We start from the raw sequence: 19,399 nt of genomic DNA on the forward strand, positions 1-19,399 counted from the left end.
AGCATACGGGCGCGGCTCATCGGGCCAGAGCCGCCGCCATCCGCCGGACGGCCTCTTCCAGGATCGGACGGGGCGTCGCGAGGATGATGCGGACGTGCCCCTCACCGGCCTCTCCGCAGGCGATGCCGTCCGTCAGGGCGACCCGGGCGTGCTCGCGGAAGAAGTCCGCCGGGCTGCCCTCGATGCCGAGGCGGCGGGCGTCGAGCAGGGCGATGTACGTCCCCTGCGGAGCGACGTAGCCCATGTCCGGAATCAGTTCCGCCAGCAGCTCACCGAACCGGCGACGGTTGCCGTCGAGGTAGTCGACGAGCTCGGCCAGCCACGGACCGCCCGACTCGTACGCGACCGCATTGGCGAGCACGCCGATCGTGCTGGGGTGCGCACCGGACGCCTCCGCCGCGGCGTCGTCCCACGAAGCCGCGTCCTCCGCGTTGGACAGGATCACCTGCGCCGCGCGCAGTCCCGGCATGTTGAACGCCTTGGAGGCGCTGGTCGCGGTGATCGTGTGCGCGGCCGTCGCCTCGGTCAGGCTCGCGTACGGGACGTGCCGGGTGCCCGGCATCGTCAGCGGGGCGTGGATCTCGTCCGAGAACACCCGCGCGCCGTGACGCTCCACCACCTCCGCGAGCGCGAGCAGTTCATCGCGCTCGAACACGCGCCCGAGCGGGTTGTACGGGTTGCAGAGCACCAGCAGGCCGGCGTCCGCGAGCGCGGCGTCGATCGCGTCCAGGTCGAACACGTATCGCCCGTCCTGGAGCAGCATCGGCACCTGCACGACCTCGCGGCCGAGCAGCGGCGGGATGGTGAGGAACGGCATGTACGCCGGCGTCGGCACGACGACCTTCGACCCGGGCGGGGTGTAGCGGGAGATCATGACGCGCAGCACGGTGAGCACGTCCGGCATCGATCGCACGTTCTCCGCCGGCACGTCCCAGCCGTAGCGGTCGCGCTGCCAGGCGGCGCAGGCTGCGCGGAGGCGCTGTTCCAGAGGCTCCGGGAGGTAGCCGAGCAGTCCGTCGTCGATGGACGCCTTCATCGCGTCAGCGATGACCGGAGCGGTGCCGAAGTCCATCTCCGCGACGAACGCGCCGATCGTGCCGGGGAAGCGCGACCACTTCACGCTGCCGACCTCCTGCAGCCGCTCGATTCCGATCGCGTCCCACTCCGCCGCAGCGCTCACCCGTGCTCCTTCTTCCGTTTCCCGCCGTACGTCGTCCGGAATCCATCCTGTCGCATATCGCGGACGCCCGGCCGCGCCGGGGATGCTCACGGGGCCGGTTCCGGCGACCGGACTCAGCTCAGGAACTCGAGCGGGTCGAAGCGGTCGATCGGGATGACCCGGATGCGCTCGAGCGGTGCGTCGAACGCGTGCACGTCGTACTCGAGGTCGAACGTCTCGATGCCGGGCACCTCACGCAGGGCGAGGTTGCGGAACTCGTCGAAGCCGACGACGCCGACCCGGTGGTCGCTCTCGGCGAGCTCGACGAGACCGTCCACGAAATCACCGTCGTTGCTGACCAGCAGCACGGCGTCGTCGCGGTCGACCAGAGCGCTCATCGTCTTGACGATGGCCATGTCTACGACCTTCTCGTCGGCGGCACCGGACAGCAGCGCGACGCGATAGTCCATCGCCATCAGGGCCTGCACGAACGGCATCGGCACGGACGTCGTGGCGTTCAGGAAGAAGACGCCGCGCGCCTCCTGGTTCCACGTGCGGGCGGCGAAGGACAGCAGGCGATCCCAGCGCGGGCGCTCGTCCGGCTGCGGTCGACGCCCCAGGATCTGGCCACCGAGCGTCGCATCGATGTTCTCGCCGTCAACCAGCACCCATGTCGTCATTCCGACCTCCATTCGCCCTCCGATCCTAGGGCGGCGGTCACGTCCGTCGTGCAGCGCCGGTCAATCGAAGACGGGCAGCAGTGCGGTCGGGGTCGGTGCATCCGTGATCGATCGGCGCACGGTCGGCAGCTGCGACCGCTCGTCGATCGTCAGCGCCGCGACCGTGTCGCTGCGCTGGCCCGCGATGAGGAGTACGTCGCGCACGAGCACGTGGTGGCGAGGCCAGTCCACGTGGGTGTCGACCGCCGCAACGGGGACGAGCCGGGTGCCGTTCTCCTTCACCGCGAGCGTCGCGATCGTGTTGGAGCCGCGCACGCCGGCGTAGAGGTGCTCTCCGCTCGCGGACGATGACAACTCGCTCGGGAAGTCGGCGCCGACGACGGCCTCGCGGGAAACGGGCGTCGCCGCCAGGATTCGCCAGCGACCGGCATCATCCGGGGCCAGCGTGAAGACTTCGCACGAGTACTCGGTGACCACGTGCAGGTGGCCGCTGGGATGCCACACCATGTGACGCGGGCCGGAACCCTGCGGCAGTGCGACGGACTGGATCTCGACGAACCCGCGCGCGCTGCGCGCCCAGAGCCGCACGAGGTCGAATCCGAGGTCGGTCGTCGCGATCACCCCGCGCGAGAGGAACCGGGCCTGATGCGCGTGCGGGACGCGTCCTTCCGGGGCTTCCGGAGCCTTCGCGACCGGAGCGGCGTCGGCGATGATGGCGGCCGCGACATCGCCCGCGAGACGACGCTCGGTGGCGTCCGGACCCAGCAGCAGGAGGTCTTGCTCGGCGAGGAAGCGCGCGAACTCGTCCCCGTCGTCGCCGGTGTACGACGGCACGAGGTGGGCGAACTCCGATCCGACCGCGGCGCGCAGCGCGTCGGCCGCCCGCGCGACATCGGTGGTCTCCGGTCGGGGCGCCGGGGCGTCCGTTCCGGCGAGGGCGAAACCGGACGCCGTCAGCGCTCCGAGGTTCGGATCATCGATCCGTCCGCCACCGACGACTCCGGCGTGCGGATCGGTCGGAAGCGCACCGAAGATGGCTTCGCCGAGTGCGCCGTCAGCCGTGAGCGGAATGAACGCGACGCTGCCGTCGCCATAGGCGGTCGCCACGAGCAGCGTGCCGTCGGGAGAGACGGCCGCGTGACACGTGAACTCGCCCGTGACCACCGCGGGGCCGTGGACGACCAGTGTCTCCAGGCCGGTGCGGCGGAACGCCTGCACGGTGCCGTCGCCCTCGAGGGTCGCGTAGACCACGGGCAGCGTGGGGTGCGCGGCCAGCCAGGACGGCGAGGACGTCGTCACCGCCGTACCGGCGAACGCCAGCGCACCCGAGGCGGATTGCTCGGCGGCTCCGCCGGCATGGAGGACGCCGATGCCGGAGCCGGTGCCGTCCATGTCGGCGGAGTAGCCGCCGAGCCAGAAGCGCATCAGTCGACGAGGTCGTGGCGCACGACGACGGCGTCGCGGGCGGGACCGACGCCGATCACCGAGATGCGCGTGTTGCTCATCTTCTCCAGCGCGAGGACGTAGTCCTGCGCGTTCTGCGGCAGGTCCTCGAAGGCCCGGGCCGTCGAGATGTCCTCGGTCCAGCCGGGGAAGTACTCGTAGATCGGCTTGGCGTGGTGGTAGTCGGTCTGGTTGACCGGCAGTTCGTCGAAGCGGACGCCGTCGACGTCGAACGCCACGCACACCGGGATCCGCTCGATGCCGGTGAGGATGTCGAGCTTGGTCAGCACGATGTCGGTCAGGCCGTTGATGCGGGTCGCGTACCGGGTCGTGGGTGCGTCGTACCAACCGACGCGACGCGGACGTCCGGTCGTCGTGCCGAACTCGAAGCCGCGCGAGCGCAGCATGTCGCCGTTCTCGTCGAACAGCTCGGTCGGGAACGGACCCGATCCGACGCGCGTGGCGTACGCCTTCGCGATGCCGACGATGCGGTCGAGCTTGTTCGGTCCGATGCCCGAACCGGTGGCGGCGCCGCCGGCGGTGGCCGAGGACGACGTGACGAACGGATAGGTGCCGTGGTCGATGTCGAGCATCGTCGCCTGGCCGCCCTCGAACACGACGACCTCGCCGCGCTTCAGGGCGTCATCCAGCAGCAGCGACGTGTCGGCGACCATCGGACGCAGGCGCTCGACGTACTGCAGCAGGTCCTCGACGATCGTGTCCACGTCGAACGCGCGACGGTTGAACATCTTCACCAGCAGGTGGTTCTTCTGATCGAGCGCACCCTCGACCTTCTGGCGCAGGATGTTCTCGTCGAACAGGTCCTGGATGCGGATGCCCATGCGGTTGATCTTGTCGGCGTAGGCCGGACCGATGCCCCGCCCGGTGGTACCGATGTTGCGCTTGCCGAGGAAGCGCTCGGTGACCTTGTCGAGGGTCGTGTGGTACTGCGTGATCACGTGCGCGTTGGCGGAGACCTTCAGACGCGAGACGTCGATGCCGCGAGCGCTGAGGGCCTCGAGCTCGCCGAAGAGCACCTCGAGGTCGATCACGACGCCGTTGCCGATCACGGGCGTGACGCCGGGCGAGAGGATGCCGGAGGGGAGCAGGTGCAGGGCGTACTTCTCGTCGCCGATGACGACGGTGTGGCCGGCGTTGTTGCCACCGTTGAATTTCACCACCCAGTCCGTGCGTTCGCCGAGCAGGTCTGTGGCCTTGCCCTTGCCCTCGTCGCCCCACTGGACGCCGACGATCACGATTCCTGGCATTTGGGTACACCCCCGTGGAAAGGGACCCGAGCGGGTCCACCCCATTCTATCGGGGAGGCCCAAAACGGCCGATCCGGAGGTTGCCCGACACCCCTTGACAGCGTTACTTGTTTTTTGCAAGCTTGACGAGTCGACGATCGCCGACGGTCCAGAATAGGAGCCCCCATGTCCACCCAGATCTTCGTCAACATCCCCTCCACCGACCTCGAGCGCAGCAAGGATTTCTACACCGCGCTCGGCGCCACGATCAACCCCCTCTTCACGGACGAGAACGCCGCGTGCATCGTGTTCAGCGAGGACGTCTACTTCATGGTCCTCACCCGCGACTACCTGCAGACGTTCACCGACAAGCCCGTCGCCGACCCGAAATCCACCGCGCAGGCGCTCTTCGCGCTCACCCGCGACTCGCGCGAGCACGTCGACAGCACGCTGGCCGCCGGCCTCGCTCACGGTGGCTCCGAGCCGCGCGACCCGCAGGACTACGGCTTCATGTACTCCCGCGACCTCGAGGACCCGGACGGCAACATCCTCGAGTTCCTCTACATGGCACCGGAGGCGGCCGAACAGGGGCCGGAGGCCTACCTCGCTGAGAACAGCTGAGCCGTGGCGGCACGCACCTACGGGCAGTACGACGGGGTCAGCACCGCGATCGAGCTGATCGGCGAGCGGTGGGCGCTGCTGATCGTCCGGGATCTGCTCGTCGGCCCGCGCCGGTACACCGACCTCAAGGCGGGGCTGCCGAAGATCCCGACGAACATCCTGGCCGCGCGGTTGAAGGAACTGCAGGCCGGTGGGGTGGTCCGTCGGGCCCCGATCGCGAAGTGCGGGCTGGTGTATCAGTTGACGCCCTATGGGGCGGCACTGGAGCCGATCGTGCTGGCCCTGGGCCGGTGGGGTTTCGCCGCCTTGGACGAGCGGACGGACGACGAAGAACTGACCGCGGACGGCCTGACCATGGCTCTGCGCAGCGCGTTCCGTCCGGAGGAGGCCGCCGAACTGCCGGCCACCGACTACGAGGTGCGAGTCGGCGCGGTCGCGGTGCGCGTGCGCGTCGCGGAGGGCAGGCTGCGCTCGTGGCAGCTCGCCCCGCCGGCACCGCCGGTGGGCGGAGCCCTCCCGGCAGAGGCGGCGGACCTGGTCATCTCCGGCGGGGCCGGGCTGCGCCGCCTGCTCAGCGGTGACATCCGGCCCGCGGAGGCGGTCGCCGACGGCGCGCTCGCGCTGGAGAGCGGTGACCCCGCACTGCTGGAGCGATTCGCCACGGTCTTCCGGATCGATCCCGTCCGCTGAGCCCCGTCCGGGCTCCCGACCCGGATCACGTACCCTCGGAGGCATGCGACTTCGCCTGCTTTCGGTCCCCGTGGCCGCCGCCGCTCTGCTCATCCTCGCCGGATGCGCCACCGGAACCTCCGGTGCCGGATCCGCCGCCGCTCCGGCGCCCGCGCAGAGTTCGGCTTCCGCGCAGGCGAACGGCGCATGCGATTACCCGGCTGCCGCCGGCGCCGCGAAGGACGTCGAGGCCCCGCCCACCGAGCCGACCGAAACCGGGCAGGTGAAGGCCGTGATCCACACGTCCGTCGGCGACATCGGCGTGACGCTCGCGGCGAACACCGCACCCTGCACCGTGAACAGCTTCCTGTCGCTGGCGAAGCAGGGTTACTTCGACGACACGTCGTGCCACCGCCTGACGACGTCCGGCATCCGTGTGCTGCAGTGCGGCGACCCGACCGGCAAGGGCACGGGGGGTCCGGGCTACACGATTCCGGATGAGCTCAGCGGCTCCGAGACCTACCCGGTCGGCACCCTCGCGATGGCGAAGACCACGGCACCGAACTCCGGCGGCTCGCAGTTCTTCCTGGTGTGGGGCGACACCCCTCTGCCGCCCGAGTACACGGTGTTCGGCATGATGGATGAGGCCGGGATCGCGGCCGTGCAGAAGGTCGGCGAAGCCGGCACCGCCGACGGTGGCGCCGACGGCGCCCCGAAGACTCCCGTCACGATCACCGGCGTCACGATCGGCTGATCCTGGGGCGAGCCCCCTCCCACGCGCCGGGCGTGGCGTGGCCGCGGTTCCAGCGTCGTCGCTACGCTGAGCGCATGACAGCCCCGCGACCCGCGTACGGACCGCGCCTGGCCTGGGGACTGGTCCGCCTCGCCACTGCGGGAGTCATCGTCGCGGCGGTCATCTCACAGCTCGGCACGACCGTGTCCATCGCCGAGGATCGAGGGTGGCACCTGCCCACCGTGGTGGGGAACTTCTTCAGCTTCTTCACGATCCTCGCCAACATCGCCGCCGCCGTCGTCCTGGCCATCGCCGGCATCTGGGTGCTCGCGCGCGGAGCGGTGAAACGCTACGAGCCGCACGCGCTGTCCGTGATGATCGTGGCCACGGGCACGTACATGGTCATCACCGGCATCGTCTACAACCTCCTCCTGCGCGGTATCCCCCTGGACCAGGGCGCCACCGTGCCGTGGTCGAACGAGGTCGCCCACGTGATCGCGCCTCTGATCCTTCTCGTGGAACTGATCCTCCGCGTCGCCCGCCGACCGGTGCCCTGGTGGACGATCTGGATCGTGGTGGCGTTCCCCATCCTCTGGGTGGTCTACACGCTGGCTCGGGGCGAGCACATCACCAATCCGCGCACCGGCCAGGCGTGGTGGTATCCCTATCCGTTCCTGAATCCGTATCTGACGGCGAACGGTTACCTCGGCGTCGCGTTCTGGATCCTGGTGATCGCGGCCCTCATCATCGCGGTCGCGAGCATCGCGGTGTGGTGGACGCGGCGTCGTCGCGTCGTCACGGACGTGTCGACGACAGACGAGCCGACGACGGACGACGACGCCGTCGAAGTGCCGGCTCCGGCAGACGCGCCTCCCCCCGCACCCGCCGACATGATCGCGGCAACGGAACCCCCCGCAGCGACCGTCCCGGACGCGGATCCGCCGCCGTCGCCGGCGAGCGTCCTTCCGGAGCATCGCGGCGACGTGTGAGAGTATGGCGCCGCGACCGGAAGGACAGTGACGCATGAGCAGGACCCGGCCGAGGCGGACAGTCTCACAGCACGCCGCCATGACCCAGCGCAGTCCGATGCGTCGTCTGTTCACGCTCATCACCGCGGCCGTCGGCGCCGTGGCCCTCGCCGCGGTCGGTGTCGGTGTCTTCATCGTCTCCGACCTCGCCGGGGCGATCCAGAACAACGCGGTCAACATCGGAACGACGACCAAGCCGCCGGCCGCCGAGCTCAAGGCGTATGACGGGGCGTTCAACCTCCTCGTGGTCGGCACCGATGAGTGCGCGGACTCGATTCGTGACTTCATCGGCGTGGATCGCTGCTCCGGCGACGAGGCGACCCACCAGCTCAACGACGTCAACATCCTGATCCACGTGTCGGAGGAGCCGCGGCGCGTGACCGTGCTGTCGTTCCCGCGCGACCTCTACACCGAGATCCCCGGCGGCGAGGCGTGCTCCGTCGAGGGCACCGCCAAGATCAACACCGCATACATGAGCGGCGGTCTCGCGTGCGTCAAAGCGGCCGTGGACCAATTGACCGGACTGAACGTCGACTACGCCGCCAAACTGAGCTTCCTGAACGTGATGCAGATCACCGATGCCATCGGTGGCGTCGAGGTCTGCGTCGGCGCCGGCGGCATCCACGACGCGAACACCCGCGTCGACCTCGACCCGGGTATGCACAAGGTCAAGGGCGGCGATGCCCTCCAGTTCCTGCGGACGCGCTACGGCCTGTCCGGCGAGAGCGACATCGCCCGCATCTCCAACCAGCAGCAGTACATGTCCCGCCTGGTGAACAAACTGCGCAGCGAGGAGGTCCTGACCAACCCGGTGACGCTGCTGAATCTCGCCACCATCGTCGCGCACAACATGGAGCCCTCGAAGGAACTGGCCGATCCGGTGCGCATGGCACAACTGGCCCTGACGATCAAGGATGTGCCGAGCGATGCGATCACCTTCGTGACGTTCCCCGTCTACGACGTCTCCGACGGGCTCGCGGCATCCGGAGACGAAGCTGATCAGCTCCTGACGGCGATCAAGAACAATGAGGTGTTCACCCTGTCGCGCACCGGTGTCGGCACGACCGACCCGAACGCCGCGGATCCGTCCGAGGAACCCACGACCGAGGACCCGGTCACGGAGGATCCGACGCCGGACCCGGGATCGACCACCGTGCCGTCGACCAAGCCGGTCGAGCTCGGCTGGGGCGCGTCCGGTCAGACCGCCGCTCAGGAGACCTGCTCGAACGGCAACGGCTGACTCACGCCGGGTGGTGCAGGGGATCGGGCCCCGCATCCGGCGTTCCGACGAGGGCGCTGAGTCCGACCGGGACCGACGACACATCGAGGTCGACGCGGCGGGCGCCGCAAGCACATCGCACGTATCGAACGGTTCCCTCGGACGTGCGATGGGCCGATTCCGTGGTCCAGGCGTGCTCGTGGGCGGCAGTGGAGACGGTCGGGGAGGCGCAGGTCCTGGTGCTCATGTATCCAGCGTGATGTAATGCCGTTATGCAACTCAACCCTTACGGGGAGTACGCGGTCCTCCTGGCGGCATCGCTGACGAACGATTGGCCCGAGACCCGGGCCGATCTGGAAGCGCGGACACGCGAGTTCGGGATGACGATGACGTTCGACGAACGCGCGGATGACCTTCAGCGCGTTCGCGCGGTCGTGGATGACTGGCTGCGCGTCGTCGACGCCACGGACGAGTCCGAGCGCGCCGCGGTCCTGAACGCGCAGATCGCCGCCGCGAGCGCGATGCCGTCGCTGACGAACCACGACGGCGAGAGCTGGCACCTGCACTACCGCGACGACTCGGCCGCGCTGCCGTACGTTCTGGCCGCGGTGTTCGCCGTCGGCACCGCGCTGCATCTGACCACCCGGGGGATGTCGCGCCTGAGCCGTTGCGCCGCGGAACCGTGTCGCAACGTCGTGGTGGACATCACCCGCAACGGCCGCCAGCGCTACTGCTCCGTCCGGTGCGCGAACCGTGCCGCCGTCCGCCGCCACCGCGCCCGTGCGACCTGACGGCCTCGCGCGTCACTCGGCAAGCGTCAGAAGCATGCGAGCGAGGGCGTAGCGGGTCCGGCCTCGCGGCGTCCGCGGGTCATAACCCAGGACCTCCGACAGGGCGTTCACCCGCTCCTGCACGCTGGAGTGATGGCGATCGAGACGGACCGCCGCTCCTCGTACGCTCTGCTCGGACACCAGCGCGTCCAGGATCTCGAGCGCACGCGGGTCCAGAGCCGCGAGTGCCGACACGTCCGGGTGCGGCGCAGCGTCCTCCGCGGCCAGGGCGACCGCCAGCGAGACGCCGAGGTCCGCCGCATCGAGGCGGGGCTCGTCAGCGGAGGTCAGGCGGAGCGCCACGAGAGCGGACGTCCACGATTCGGGCAGGGCTGTCCCCGGACCCGTCACTCCGATCCCGGCGCGCTCCGTGTCGGTGTCCCAGGCCTCGGTGACGCGAACGTCGCCCGGCAGGATCGTCGCGCGGGTCAGACCGCGCCGGGTGGCGATGACGGCGGAGGCATGCGCGGCCCGCGGCGGCGGGTCTGCCGGCGTCGCGACCACGCGCACCGTCTCCGCGGGCAACCGCAGGCGCGCGACCGCACCCGCCCGTTCGTCCGCGCCCGCGTGTGCGCTGATGGCGAGTTCCACGGCGCTGGCCGGACCGGGGTCCCGTCGCGCCCGGATGATGCCGATCGCGAGGGCCAGACGCTCGAGCACCATGGCGTCGTTGTGGTGCGCGAGCCCCGCGCGCTCGACCCAGACCTCGGCGTCCGGACCGCACGCGCGCGACGGCCAGGGCGCGTCGGTCGGGCCTTCCACCGTTCGCACACCCGTCGCGTCCACCCGGACGACGCGCGTACCGTCGCGGAATCCCGTGGCGACGCCGGTGAGCACGGCCGCTCCGCGCACCATGCTCTCGATGCCGACCGAACGCGCCACCAGGGCGTCGAAGAACGCGACGACCTTCAGCGCTTCGCTGGCGTCGGGGTCGAGGGCGGTCAAACGCCCCAGCAGATCTTGCATTCGGGCTCCATCGCGCGGGATACCCACCCTAGGCGCGATCGCGCGCCCAGGGTGGGACTTCTCAGTCGCCGAGCAGGCGCGTGATCCAGTTGTCCCGTGCGGCGAACATCGCCTGAGAGACCGCCGCCTGCGGCACGAAGTTGTCGAAGCCGTGGAAGCCGCCCGCGAAGACGTGCAGTTCGGCCTGCACACCCGCGGCCCACAGAGCCGTGGCGTAGGCGACGTCCTCGTCGCGGAAGACCTCGGCACTGCCGACGTCGATGAACGCCGGCGGGAGGCCGGACAGATCGGTCGCGCGAGCGGGAGCGGCGTAGATCGAGACGTCACCGCCGCCGCAGCGTTCCCCCAGCAGGGCGGACCATCCGGTGACATTCGCGCCGCGGTCCCAGACCCCGACGCCGTCGATCTGCCGGGTCGACACGCTCTCGTCGCGGTCATCCAGCATCGGGTAGATCAGCAGCTGGCCGACGAGCGCGGGACCGCTGCGATCACGCGCGAGCAGGGCGGTCCCCGCCGCAAGCCCACCGCCCGCGCTCGCGCCGCCGATGAGCAGACGCGACGGGTCGATACCGAGCTCATCGGTGTGCGCGGCCGTCCACACGAGTCCGGCGTAGCAGTCCTCCACCGGGTACGGGTCCGGGAACTCGGGAGCGAGCCGGTACTCGACCGTCACGATGACGCCGTTGTAGCGCTCCGCCCAATCCAGGAAGCCACCCACGCCACCCCAGCGGTCGCCGATGATCATGCCGCCGCCATGCGTGTGGAAGAACCCCGGTCCGGTGCCCGTGCGTCCCTCCTTCTCGATGACGGACACCACGATGTCGTCCCCGTCGTGTCCGGGGATCGTCACATCGCGCGTCACGAAGCCGCGCTCGGCGATCAGCGCCATGGTCTGGGGCGTCCCGGCCGCCATCCCCTCGCGCAGCGCGGGAATCATCTCCGGCGTCAGCGTCGGCGGCATGGTCTCGCCGATGACCGCGAGCGCGGCCTCCAGCTCCGGGTCGAACGGTGGACGCGTAATGGTGTCGGACATGGGAACTCCTTCGTTCTCAGCTGGCGCGGTCGCCGCATCGACGACCTGCCGCCAGGTTCCCGCGCCCTGCGTCCGAGCGTAACCCGCCGTCCGTTGCCGTTCCGTCCCGAGCGGACCGCCGCCTGGCGGGTCCGCACCTCATGAGCGACACCCGCGGCCTCACCACGGCCCAGGGCCCTCCCGACCTGGCTCCCGGGCTCGCGGCCCCCTATGCTCACGCCATGGCGATCACCCCGAAGGCTCGGCGCAACCTGGCGGGGACCAGTCTGGGGCTCGCCGGAGGCGCGGGGCTGGTGGCCTGGTTCCTGGTCGTGATCGCCGCCCTGCCCCCTGCCAGCCCGGTCGAGAATCCCGGCCCGGCGTACTTGTGGATGGACACGTGGATGCTGGTGATCGCCGCCGGGATCTGCGGCCTCCTCGCGCTGTGCCGGAAGTCGTCACCACCGCAGACCGGGCGGGAACGAAGGTTCGCCGTGATCGCGGCATCGCTCGGCATCGTGATCGCCGCGGCGGCGGGTGTCGTCGCCAACGTGGCCCTCACCTCCTGACCCCGAGACGCGGATTTTCGCACCATGGCGCGCCGGTAGACTGGAAAGCATGTCCAAGGTCCTCGAATCCCTTCCCGTCGGCGAGCGCGTCGGCATCGCCTTCTCGGGAGGCCTCGACACCTCCGTGGCCGTGGCGTGGATGCGTCACAACGGCGCCGTCCCCTGCACCTACACGGGTGACCTGGGCCAGCCGGACGAGGACGACATCGAGTCGATCCCGGGACGTGCGACCGAGTACGGCGCCGAGGTCTCGCGCCTGATCGACTGCAAGACCGCTCTGGTCGAGGAGGGCTTCGTCGCCCTGCAGACCGGCGCCTTCCACATTCGCTCCGGCGGCAAGACGTACTTCAACACCACGCCGATCGGACGCGCCGTCACCGGCACGCTGCTGGTCCGCGCGATGAAGGAGGACGGTGTCGACATCTGGGGCGACGGCTCCACCTACAAGGGCAACGACATCGAGCGGTTCTACCGCTACGGACTGCTCGCGAACCCGGCCCTGCGCATCTACAAGCCGTGGCTGGACGCCGACTTCGTCTCGCAACTCGGTGGCCGCAAGGAGATGAGCGAGTGGCTCGTCGAGCACGGCTTCCCGTACCGTGACTCGGTCGAGAAGGCCTACTCCACGGACGCCAACATCTGGGGCGCGACGCACGAGGCCAAGACCCTCGAGTACCTCAACGTCTCGCTGGAGAGCGTCGACCCGATCATGGGCGTGAAGTACTGGGACCCGTCCGTGGAGATCGCGACGGACGACGTCACCGTCACGTTCGACGGCGGACGTCCGGTCGCCCTGAACGGCCAGGAGTTCGCCGACCCGGTGGACCTCGTCTTCGAGGCCAACCGCATCGGCGGCCGCCACGGGCTCGGCATGAGCGACCAGATCGAGAACCGCATCATCGAGGCGAAGTCGCGCGGCATCTACGAGGCCCCCGGCATGGCGCTGCTGTTCATCGCCTACGAGCGCCTGGTCAACGGCATCCTGAACGAGGACACCCTCGCCACGTACCACGAGCAGGGTCGCCGCCTCGGCCGCCTGATGTACGAGGGCCGCTGGCTGGAGCCGCAGTCCCTCATGCTCCGCGAGTCGGTGCAGAAGTGGGTCGGTTCGACGATCTCCGGCACCGTCACGCTGCGCCTGCGTCGCGGTGACGACTGGACGATCCTGAACACCGAGTCGCCGAACCTGTCCTACGCCGCGGAAAAGCTGTCGATGGAGCGCGTCGGCGACGCCGCGTTCGGTCCGACCGACCGCATCGGCCAGCTCACCATGCGCAACCTGGACATCGCGGACTCCCGCTCGCGCCTCGAGCAGTACGCCCGCCTGGGCCTCATCGGCGGCCCGACGGGCGAGCTCGTCGGCGGCTACACGTCCGGCGACGCCGCGGAGATCGCCGCCGGCACCGCCGAGCAGCAGGCCGAGGCCGCCGAGTTCGACGCGGCCGGCGAGTCCGCCGCCTTCGACTCCGGCACCGACTGACCCGTGGGATGAGAAACTGGAGGGGTGACGGACAACATCGGGACCCCCCAGCAGAAGGTCAAGTTCCAGAGGGCGCACATGCTCGCCGAGCGCAAGGCGTACGACAAGGCCGAGGCCCTGTTCCGCCAGATCGTCGAGATCGACCCCAAGACCCTCGTCGGCTGCCAGTCCGCCGTCTCGCTCGGAGAGCTGCTGACGTTCACCGACGCCGACGCCGCGCAGGCGATGCTCGAGGAGGCGCTGGAGAACATGGACGCCTACCCCGACGAGCCCATCATCGAGTGGGACCGCGAGCGCGCCACGGAGCTGCTCGCGCAACTGGCCGAGGCCGACTGACTCAGGTCAGCAGCCCCCTGGTGATCAGCCGGTAGACGTCGTCGGCGGCCTCCTGCGGGGCGACCCCGTGCTGCACCAGCTGCACGCCGATGCCGAGCACGCCCTGGATGAGGTGCGACGCGCGCTCCGGATTCGGCACGTCCAACCCGGCCAGCACCGTGAGCGCCGGCCGGAAGAGCGCGTCGTGCAGGGCCATCAGGTCTTCGCGATGGGTCGGGCTCAGCTGCTCGTCGCGCAGCGCGGACGCGAGGTCGTGCCTGCCGTCCGCGGTCATCCGCATCGTGGCGTCCACGAGGGCGCGCAATCGAGGCAGCCCCTCCTCCTGGGCATCCACGGCCTCGCCGAGTTCGGCGGCCCACGCCTCCATCGCCTCGACGCCGACCGCGACCAGAACGTCGTCGCGCGTCGCGAAGTACTTGTAGAAGGTGCTGCGCGCGACCCCGGCCCCGGCCGTCACCGTTCCGGGAAGCACGGCGGCGACGCCCTCCCGCTCGATGATGTCCGCAGCCGTGCCGACGAGGGCGGCACGGACGGACTCCTTGTGCTCGCGGATCGTCGGCTTGGAGATCTTCGGCATCCCACCATTATCCCGCGACCGTCGGAATCGGTCCGGACGCCCGCGCCCGCCCGGGTCGCTCTCGCTTCCCGCAGTTCTGCGGCGTCCGAACTGCCGCAGGTGTGAGCATCCGGAAACTTGCTCTCGATGGGGACACTTCCCGCGCCGCGGAAGTGTCGGGAGTGGGAGCGGGTCAGGCGCGGAGGTAGGAGCCGCGGACGGTCGGCTGCAGCGGACCCTCCGGGGGCGCGGCGACGTCGAGCATCTGCACCAGGGCGTCGTCCTGGATCGACAGCCGGACGACGGTCCGCGATGCATCGGTATCCCGGTCCAGCACCAGGACACCGTCGACCACGCGCGCGGTGCCGGGCTCTTCCGGCCGAGCTCCGTTGCTGTCGAACCACCACCACCCGTCGCCGGCGATGATGCCGCGCCCGGTCAGGGACCCGTCCGCGCGGTCCTGCCGGTACTCCACGAAAACCCCGATACCGGGCACCTCCGCGACGTCGAACCGCGCTGACGCCTCCACCACGGAGCCGGCGACGGCGAGGTGCTCGCGACCGACCCAGGTGCCCACGAAGGGCGCGAGGGCGGCCGGGGTGCTCACGGAAGTGACGATAGCCCGGGCGGCGTGCCGGCGTCCGCCGACGCTCCGGACGCCGCGGTGAACCACGCGGCAGGTCCACGAACGCCCGTGACGGATGTCATGGGCAGGTCGTGACAACCTTCATGCATCCTCGGGCGGCCCGCGCGGGACTCTGGATACATGAACGACACACTCCTCTCCACCGCCGCCGGGCAGGCAGCAGCCACTCGGCCCCCGCTGGCCGTCGACGCCCGCGGCCTCACCAAGCGCTTCGGTTCGTTCACCGCGGTGGACGGACTCGACCTGTCCATCCGACAGGGTGAAGTGGTCGCCTTCCTCGGCCCGAACGGCGCGGGCAAGACCACCACCATCGACATGCTGCTCGGGCTGTCCCAGCCGGATTCGGGCACCGTGCAGCTGTTCGGGCAGTCGCCCCGATCGGCGATCAGCCGCGGACTCGTCTCGGCCGTGATGCAGACCGGTGGGCTCCTCGGCGACCTCACCGTCGGCGAGACGATGCAACTGACCGCATCGCTGTTCACGCACAGCACGAGCGTCGACGAAGCCATGACCCGTGCGGGCATCGCCGACATCGCGAACCGCCGCGTGTCGAAGTGCTCGGGCGGGCAGCAGCAGCGCCTGCGCTTCGCGATGGCCCTGGTCAGCGACCCGGGCTTGATCATCCTCGATGAGCCCACCACCGGGATGGACGTCGAGGGTCGGCACTCGTTCTGGCAGGCGATCCACGCCGACGCCGGGCGCGGCCGCACCGTCGTCTTCGCCACCCACTACCTCGAAGAGGCAGACCAGTACGCCGACCGCATCGTGCTCGTCCGGAAGGGCCGGATCGTGGCGGACGGCACCACGGCCGAGATCAAGGCGCTCGGCACCGGACGCACGGTCGAGGCCGAACTGCCCGGAGCCGACCAGTCACGACTGGCGACTCTGCCCGGCGTCAGCACCGTCGAGGTACGCGGTTCGCGCGTGCTCATCCGCACCAGCGCGTCCGACGACGTCACCCGGTACCTGCTGAACCAGACCGAAGCCCACGACGTGACCGTCACCGGCCAGAACCTCGAACAGGCGTTCCTCGCCCTCACGGGCGACGACGCGGAAGGAGCCTGATCATGTCTGTCGCGATCGACACGACGACCCGCAACGCACCCCGGTGGGGCGGCTTCAGCGGCCGCTTCCTCGGCATCGAACTCAAGCGGACGTTCCGCAACTCCTCGGTGATCATCTTCACGCTGATCTTCCCGATCGTGATGCTGTTCCTCGTCGCCCTCCCCAACAAGAACTTCTCGACCTCGTCCACGCCCGTCGCGCAGGGCGGGATCTCCGCAGCCGTCCCGATCATGATCTCGATGGCCGTGTACGGGGCGATGATGGCGTCGACGATGACGGGCGTCTCGGTGGCGTCCGAACGCGCTCAGGGTTGGAGCAGGCAGTTGCGCCTCACCCCGCTGAACCCGGTCGTCTACATTCTCGTGAAGGTGTTCTGCGGGCTCGTGCTCGGCGCGATCGCCGTCATCGTCACGCTGATCATCGGCGCCGCCATCGGCATCAAGGCCCCCATCGGCAACCTCATCGGCGCCGGACTCCTCGCCTGGATCACGTCGATCAGCATGACGAGCCTCGGTCTCGCGATCGGCTACGCCTTCCCGGCGCAGAACGCGATGCGTTACCTCGGCCCGATCCTGCCGATCCTGAGCTTCCTGGGCGGGCTGTTCTTCCCGCTGTATCTGCTACCGCAGGCGGTGCAGGACGCCGCGAAGTTCACTCCCGTCTGGGGCATCGCCAACCTCGCGCAGTCGGCGATCGTCGGGGCGGCGCCGGACGTGTGGGCGGTTCCGAATCTGCTCGCCTGGTTCGCGATCTTCACCGGCCTCGCCATCCTGATGTTCCGTCGTGACACCAAGCGCGTCTGACGCAGGACGATACCGCGCCGCCTCGTCCGCGAGGCGGCGCGGTATCGTCGGCACGACGTCCCGGAGGAGGAACCGTCATGACTGAGCCTCGCGCCCTCCCGCGCAGCGGTGTCTTCCTGCGTGACGCCCTGACCGCGCGGTTCGCTCGGGGCTGGTATTTCGGCGCGTTCGTCAGCCTGATCTTCGCCGTCGGCTTCGGGCTCCTCCCGCTGATCTTCGCCAAGCCCGTCCCGATCGCGGTCCTGCTGAGCGTCGACCTGCTGCTGTTCATGATCGGCTTCATGGTGGCGGTGCCGATCATGCAGGCGTGGCCGGTGCGACGGCGATGGATCGTGCCCGCGGGGATCCTCGTCTTGGCCGCGCCGTTCCTGGTCGTCTTCGGTTCCGCGGCCACGGGGTGGCTGGTCTACCCCGCCGTCGCGATCGCGATGATGGGGATACGTCGCCGCTGGATGGTCACCGGGATCCTGGCTCTCACCGCGCTGGCTCTGGCGATCAACCTGATGTGGCCGCTCAAGGATCTCGAGCCCTGGACGATCCCACTCATCATCGTCTCGGTGGGGTTGCTCATGATGTCGTTCGCGACGAATCTCAGGACGATGCGCGAATTGCGAGCGACGCAGGAGGAGCTCGCGCGCGTGGCCGTCGAGGAGGAGCGCAACCGGGTCGGACGCGACATGCACGACATCCTCGGTCACTCGCTGTCCGCGATCGCGTTGAAGGCCGATCTCGCCGCGACCCTGTCCGGCCGGGACGCGGACGCCGCCGCCCGCGAGATCCGGGAGGTGCAGACTCTTGCGCGGTCAACGCTGGATGACATGCGTGCGGTCGTGTCCGGCTACCGCCAGGTGCGCGTCGCCAGTGAACTGGCGTCCCTGCGGACGCTGCTGCCGGCCGCCGGCGTCACCGCCCACCTGCCGACGACCACGGACGATGTCCCGGAGAGCAACCGCGAGCTGTTCGGCTGGGTCCTGCGGGAGGCGGGCACCAACATCGTCCGGCATTCCGGGGCCACCGCCTGCTGGGTATCACTCAACCCGCACCGCATCCGCGTCGAGGACGACGGGACGGGTCCGAATCCGGACGATGTGCCCGGGACGGGCCTCGCCGGCCTCGGCGATCGCGCGCGGGACGCCGGTGGTTCATTGACGATCGGTCGCTCGAGCCACGGCGGATTCCTCGTGGAGGTGTCGGCATGATCCGGGTGCTGATCGCGGACGACCAGGCGCTGATTCGGGGAGCCCTGGCGACGTTGCTCGGGCTCGAGGACGACCTGGAGGTGGTCAGCGAAGTCGGGCGCGGCGACGAGGTGGTGGAGCTCGCGCACCGGTGCACGCCGGATGTGGCGCTGCTCGATGTCGAGATGCCCGGGCAGGACGGCCTGAGCGCCGCGGCGGACCTGCGGCAGGCGATGCCCCAGGTGAAGGTCGTCATCGTGACGACGTTCGGCCGCGCCGGGTACCTGTCGCGCGCGCTCGCGGCCGGGGTGTCCGGGTACGTCGTGAAGGACACCCCCGCCACCGAGCTCGCCGATGTCGTGCGTCGCGTCCATCGCGGCGACCGCGTGATCGACGCGGCTCTCGCGACGGACGCCCTCACCGCAGGCCCCTCACCGCTCACGCCGCGCGAAGTGGACGTCCTCACCGCGGCCCGCGACGGCGGCACGATCGCCGACATCGCCGGGGCGCTGCACCTGTCGGAGGGGACGACCCGCAATCATCTGTCCTCGGCCATGCAGAAGCTCGAGGCGCGCACGCGTGTGGACGCCGCCCGCATCGCGGAAGAGCGCGGGTGGCTGGTGTGACCGGTTGGGGCAGCGTCGTCAGCGCTCCGGACGCGGCGCCGTCCGTCCGGTTCGGGACTCGATCCCGCGGTTGAAACGCTCGAGGAACCCGGCGAACGCGGCCCGATCGCGCGCTGACCAGTCCGACATCACGCGGCCGAGCGATTCCTTGCCCGCAGCTCGCTCCTCCCCCAGCACGCGGCGCCCGAGCGCGGTGATGCGGAACTTCCGGGCGAGCCCGCCGGCGGGGTCAGGGACCCGCTCGGCATGGGCGTCCCGCAGCAGTGCGTTCGTCTGCCGGGACAGGGTCGAGGTCTCCAGGCCCGTGGCCTCGGTGAGCTCGCGAAGCGTCAGAGGACCGGCCACGTCCAGATAGCTCAGCAGCAGATAAGCGCTGTGATCGAGCTGCCCGCCGGTGCGGCGGCTGTGGCCGGGAAGCCGCGTGACATGCCGCGTGAGCAGCATCATCTCGTACTCGATCTCGTCCATCGCTTCGGGATTCACTTGCCCAGTCTCTCACGTTGGTTGTACGGTACAAGTGTGTTGTATCGCGC

At 69.8% G+C, this 19,399-nt stretch carries 22 protein-coding genes; 13 read left to right on the forward strand and 9 right to left on the reverse strand.

Going from position 1 to position 19,399, the window contains the following annotated elements:
• Positions 1-16: 16 nt before the first annotated feature.
• The 4 genes from BN1193_RS15430 to BN1193_RS15445 all read right to left on the reverse strand — a co-directional run bounded on the left by BN1193_RS15430 (position 17) and on the right by BN1193_RS15445 (position 4,550).
• Complete coding sequence (locus tag BN1193_RS15430; protein ID WP_040167780.1) at positions 17-1,180, reverse strand: MalY/PatB family protein; 1,164 nt, start codon at positions 1,178-1,180, stop codon at positions 17-19.
• A gap of 113 nt (positions 1,181-1,293) precedes the next feature.
• On the reverse strand, positions 1,294-1,839 hold the full coding sequence (locus BN1193_RS15435; protein WP_230206525.1) for an NYN domain-containing protein: 546 nt from the start codon (positions 1,837-1,839) through the stop codon (positions 1,294-1,296).
• A 60-nt stretch (positions 1,840-1,899) separates the two neighbouring features.
• Entirely contained in the window at positions 1,900-3,264 is a 1,365-nt protein-coding gene (locus BN1193_RS15440) for a lactonase family protein (RefSeq protein WP_040167786.1), read from the reverse strand.
• Positions 3,264-4,550, reverse strand: a complete 1,287-nt coding sequence (locus BN1193_RS15445; RefSeq protein WP_040167788.1) for an adenylosuccinate synthase — start codon at positions 4,548-4,550, stop codon at positions 3,264-3,266. The genes BN1193_RS15440 and BN1193_RS15445 overlap by 1 nt, the downstream gene beginning before the upstream one ends.
• 165 nt (positions 4,551-4,715) lie before the next feature.
• On the opposite strand from BN1193_RS15445, the gene BN1193_RS15450 reads away from it, so the two are divergent.
• From BN1193_RS15450 to BN1193_RS15480, 6 genes are all read left to right on the forward strand, one after another.
• A complete protein-coding gene (locus BN1193_RS15450) occupies positions 4,716-5,150 on the forward strand; it encodes a VOC family protein (protein ID WP_040167790.1) in 435 nt (144 codons plus the stop codon).
• 3 nt (positions 5,151-5,153) lie between these two features.
• Entirely contained in the window at positions 5,154-5,840 is a 687-nt protein-coding gene (locus BN1193_RS15455; RefSeq protein WP_040167793.1) for a winged helix-turn-helix transcriptional regulator, read from the forward strand.
• 43 nt (positions 5,841-5,883) lie between these two features.
• Entirely contained in the window at positions 5,884-6,573 is a 690-nt protein-coding gene (locus BN1193_RS15460; RefSeq protein ID WP_040167795.1) for a peptidylprolyl isomerase, read from the forward strand.
• A 74-nt stretch (positions 6,574-6,647) separates the two neighbouring features.
• A complete protein-coding gene (locus tag BN1193_RS15465; RefSeq protein ID WP_195907882.1) occupies positions 6,648-7,541 on the forward strand; it encodes a Pr6Pr family membrane protein in 894 nt (297 codons plus the stop codon).
• A gap of 79 nt (positions 7,542-7,620) precedes the next feature.
• A complete protein-coding gene (locus BN1193_RS15470) occupies positions 7,621-8,820 on the forward strand; it encodes an LCP family protein (RefSeq protein WP_052460861.1) in 1,200 nt (399 codons plus the stop codon).
• A 251-nt stretch (positions 8,821-9,071) separates the two neighbouring features.
• A complete protein-coding gene (locus tag BN1193_RS15480; RefSeq protein ID WP_040167801.1) occupies positions 9,072-9,590 on the forward strand; it encodes a CGNR zinc finger domain-containing protein in 519 nt (172 codons plus the stop codon).
• 12 nt (positions 9,591-9,602) lie between these two features.
• Here the strand turns inward: BN1193_RS15480 and BN1193_RS15485 are convergent, their stop codons facing one another.
• Both BN1193_RS15485 and BN1193_RS15490 read right to left on the reverse strand, forming a co-directional pair.
• Positions 9,603-10,595 (reverse strand): helix-turn-helix domain-containing protein, encoded by a 993-nt coding sequence (locus BN1193_RS15485; RefSeq protein WP_040167803.1) that lies wholly within the window; start codon positions 10,593-10,595, stop codon positions 9,603-9,605.
• A gap of 61 nt (positions 10,596-10,656) precedes the next feature.
• Entirely contained in the window at positions 10,657-11,628 is a 972-nt protein-coding gene (locus BN1193_RS15490) for an alpha/beta hydrolase (RefSeq protein WP_040167805.1), read from the reverse strand.
• A 221-nt stretch (positions 11,629-11,849) separates the two neighbouring features.
• On the opposite strand from BN1193_RS15490, the gene BN1193_RS15495 reads away from it, so the two are divergent.
• The 3 genes from BN1193_RS15495 to BN1193_RS15505 are packed head-to-tail and all read left to right on the forward strand — an operon-like array spanning position 11,850 to position 13,992.
• Entirely contained in the window at positions 11,850-12,176 is a 327-nt protein-coding gene (locus BN1193_RS15495; protein WP_141396708.1) for a hypothetical protein, read from the forward strand.
• 49 nt (positions 12,177-12,225) lie between these two features.
• Positions 12,226-13,656 (forward strand): argininosuccinate synthase, encoded by a 1,431-nt coding sequence (gene argG, locus BN1193_RS15500; protein WP_040167807.1) that lies wholly within the window; start codon positions 12,226-12,228, stop codon positions 13,654-13,656.
• A 24-nt stretch (positions 13,657-13,680) separates the two neighbouring features.
• Positions 13,681-13,992: a hypothetical protein gene (locus BN1193_RS15505; protein ID WP_040167808.1), complete on the forward strand. Its 312-nt coding sequence runs from the start codon at positions 13,681-13,683 to the stop codon at positions 13,990-13,992.
• A gap of 1 nt (position 13,993) precedes the next feature.
• Here the strand turns inward: BN1193_RS15505 and BN1193_RS15510 are convergent, their stop codons facing one another.
• Both BN1193_RS15510 and BN1193_RS18195 read right to left on the reverse strand, forming a co-directional pair.
• Complete coding sequence (locus BN1193_RS15510; RefSeq protein WP_040167810.1) at positions 13,994-14,569, reverse strand: TetR/AcrR family transcriptional regulator; 576 nt, start codon at positions 14,567-14,569, stop codon at positions 13,994-13,996.
• Between the two features lie 172 nt (positions 14,570-14,741).
• Complete coding sequence (locus BN1193_RS18195) at positions 14,742-15,155, reverse strand: hypothetical protein (protein ID WP_195907883.1); 414 nt, start codon at positions 15,153-15,155, stop codon at positions 14,742-14,744.
• A gap of 159 nt (positions 15,156-15,314) precedes the next feature.
• Between BN1193_RS18195 and BN1193_RS15520 the strand changes: the two genes are divergently transcribed.
• The 4 genes from BN1193_RS15520 to BN1193_RS15535 all read left to right on the forward strand — a co-directional run bounded on the left by BN1193_RS15520 (position 15,315) and on the right by BN1193_RS15535 (position 18,866).
• Positions 15,315-16,259 carry an ABC transporter ATP-binding protein gene (locus BN1193_RS15520; RefSeq protein WP_040167814.1) on the forward strand — a complete coding sequence of 315 codons (945 nt, stop codon included), beginning with the start codon at positions 15,315-15,317 and terminating at the stop codon, positions 16,257-16,259.
• Between the two features lie 2 nt (positions 16,260-16,261).
• Complete coding sequence (locus BN1193_RS15525; protein WP_040167816.1) at positions 16,262-17,062, forward strand: ABC transporter permease; 801 nt, start codon at positions 16,262-16,264, stop codon at positions 17,060-17,062.
• Positions 17,063-17,139: 77 nt separating this feature from the next.
• Positions 17,140-18,261 carry a sensor histidine kinase gene (locus tag BN1193_RS15530; RefSeq protein WP_052460862.1) on the forward strand — a complete coding sequence of 374 codons (1,122 nt, stop codon included), beginning with the start codon at positions 17,140-17,142 and terminating at the stop codon, positions 18,259-18,261.
• On the forward strand, positions 18,258-18,866 hold the full coding sequence (locus BN1193_RS15535; protein ID WP_040167818.1) for a response regulator transcription factor: 609 nt from the start codon (positions 18,258-18,260) through the stop codon (positions 18,864-18,866). Before BN1193_RS15530 ends, BN1193_RS15535 begins: the two co-directional genes overlap by 4 nt.
• A gap of 18 nt (positions 18,867-18,884) precedes the next feature.
• Here BN1193_RS15535 and BN1193_RS15540 read toward each other — a convergent pair whose 3' ends face one another.
• Positions 18,885-19,349 (reverse strand): MarR family winged helix-turn-helix transcriptional regulator, encoded by a 465-nt coding sequence (locus tag BN1193_RS15540; protein WP_230206526.1) that lies wholly within the window; start codon positions 19,347-19,349, stop codon positions 18,885-18,887.
• Positions 19,350-19,399 lie beyond the last annotated feature (50 nt).

The organism is Microbacterium gorillae (assembly GCF_000826185.2).
Taxonomy (GTDB): Bacteria; Actinomycetota; Actinomycetes; order Actinomycetales; family Microbacteriaceae; genus Microbacterium; species Microbacterium gorillae.

Excerpts from the sequence above, each read along its gene's own strand:
- BN1193_RS15435 (WP_230206525.1), bottom strand. The coding sequence starts at position 1,839 with ATGACGACATGGGTGCTGGTTGACGGCGAGAACATCGATGCGACGCTC.
- BN1193_RS15495 (WP_141396708.1), top strand. The coding sequence starts at position 11,850 with ATGGCGATCACCCCGAAGGCTCGGCGCAACCTGGCGGGGACCAGTCTG.
- BN1193_RS15450 (WP_040167790.1), top strand. The coding sequence starts at position 4,716 with ATGTCCACCCAGATCTTCGTCAACATCCCCTCCACCGACCTCGAGCGC.
- BN1193_RS15530 (WP_052460862.1), top strand. The coding sequence starts at position 17,140 with ATGACTGAGCCTCGCGCCCTCCCGCGCAGCGGTGTCTTCCTGCGTGAC.
- BN1193_RS15440 (WP_040167786.1), bottom strand. The coding sequence starts at position 3,264 with ATGCGCTTCTGGCTCGGCGGCTACTCCGCCGACATGGACGGCACCGGC.
- argG (WP_040167807.1), top strand. The coding sequence starts at position 12,226 with ATGTCCAAGGTCCTCGAATCCCTTCCCGTCGGCGAGCGCGTCGGCATC.
- BN1193_RS15535 (WP_040167818.1), top strand. The coding sequence starts at position 18,258 with ATGATCCGGGTGCTGATCGCGGACGACCAGGCGCTGATTCGGGGAGCC.
- BN1193_RS15510 (WP_040167810.1), bottom strand. The coding sequence starts at position 14,569 with ATGCCGAAGATCTCCAAGCCGACGATCCGCGAGCACAAGGAGTCCGTC.
- BN1193_RS15485 (WP_040167803.1), bottom strand. The coding sequence starts at position 10,595 with ATGCAAGATCTGCTGGGGCGTTTGACCGCCCTCGACCCCGACGCCAGC.
- BN1193_RS15460 (WP_040167795.1), top strand. The coding sequence starts at position 5,884 with ATGCGACTTCGCCTGCTTTCGGTCCCCGTGGCCGCCGCCGCTCTGCTC.
- BN1193_RS15470 (WP_052460861.1), top strand. The coding sequence starts at position 7,621 with ATGACCCAGCGCAGTCCGATGCGTCGTCTGTTCACGCTCATCACCGCG.
- BN1193_RS15445 (WP_040167788.1), bottom strand. The coding sequence starts at position 4,550 with ATGCCAGGAATCGTGATCGTCGGCGTCCAGTGGGGCGACGAGGGCAAG.
- BN1193_RS15525 (WP_040167816.1), top strand. The coding sequence starts at position 16,262 with ATGTCTGTCGCGATCGACACGACGACCCGCAACGCACCCCGGTGGGGC.
- BN1193_RS15480 (WP_040167801.1), top strand. The coding sequence starts at position 9,072 with ATGCAACTCAACCCTTACGGGGAGTACGCGGTCCTCCTGGCGGCATCG.
- BN1193_RS15520 (WP_040167814.1), top strand. The coding sequence starts at position 15,315 with ATGAACGACACACTCCTCTCCACCGCCGCCGGGCAGGCAGCAGCCACT.
- BN1193_RS15490 (WP_040167805.1), bottom strand. The coding sequence starts at position 11,628 with ATGTCCGACACCATTACGCGTCCACCGTTCGACCCGGAGCTGGAGGCC.
- BN1193_RS15465 (WP_195907882.1), top strand. The coding sequence starts at position 6,648 with ATGACAGCCCCGCGACCCGCGTACGGACCGCGCCTGGCCTGGGGACTG.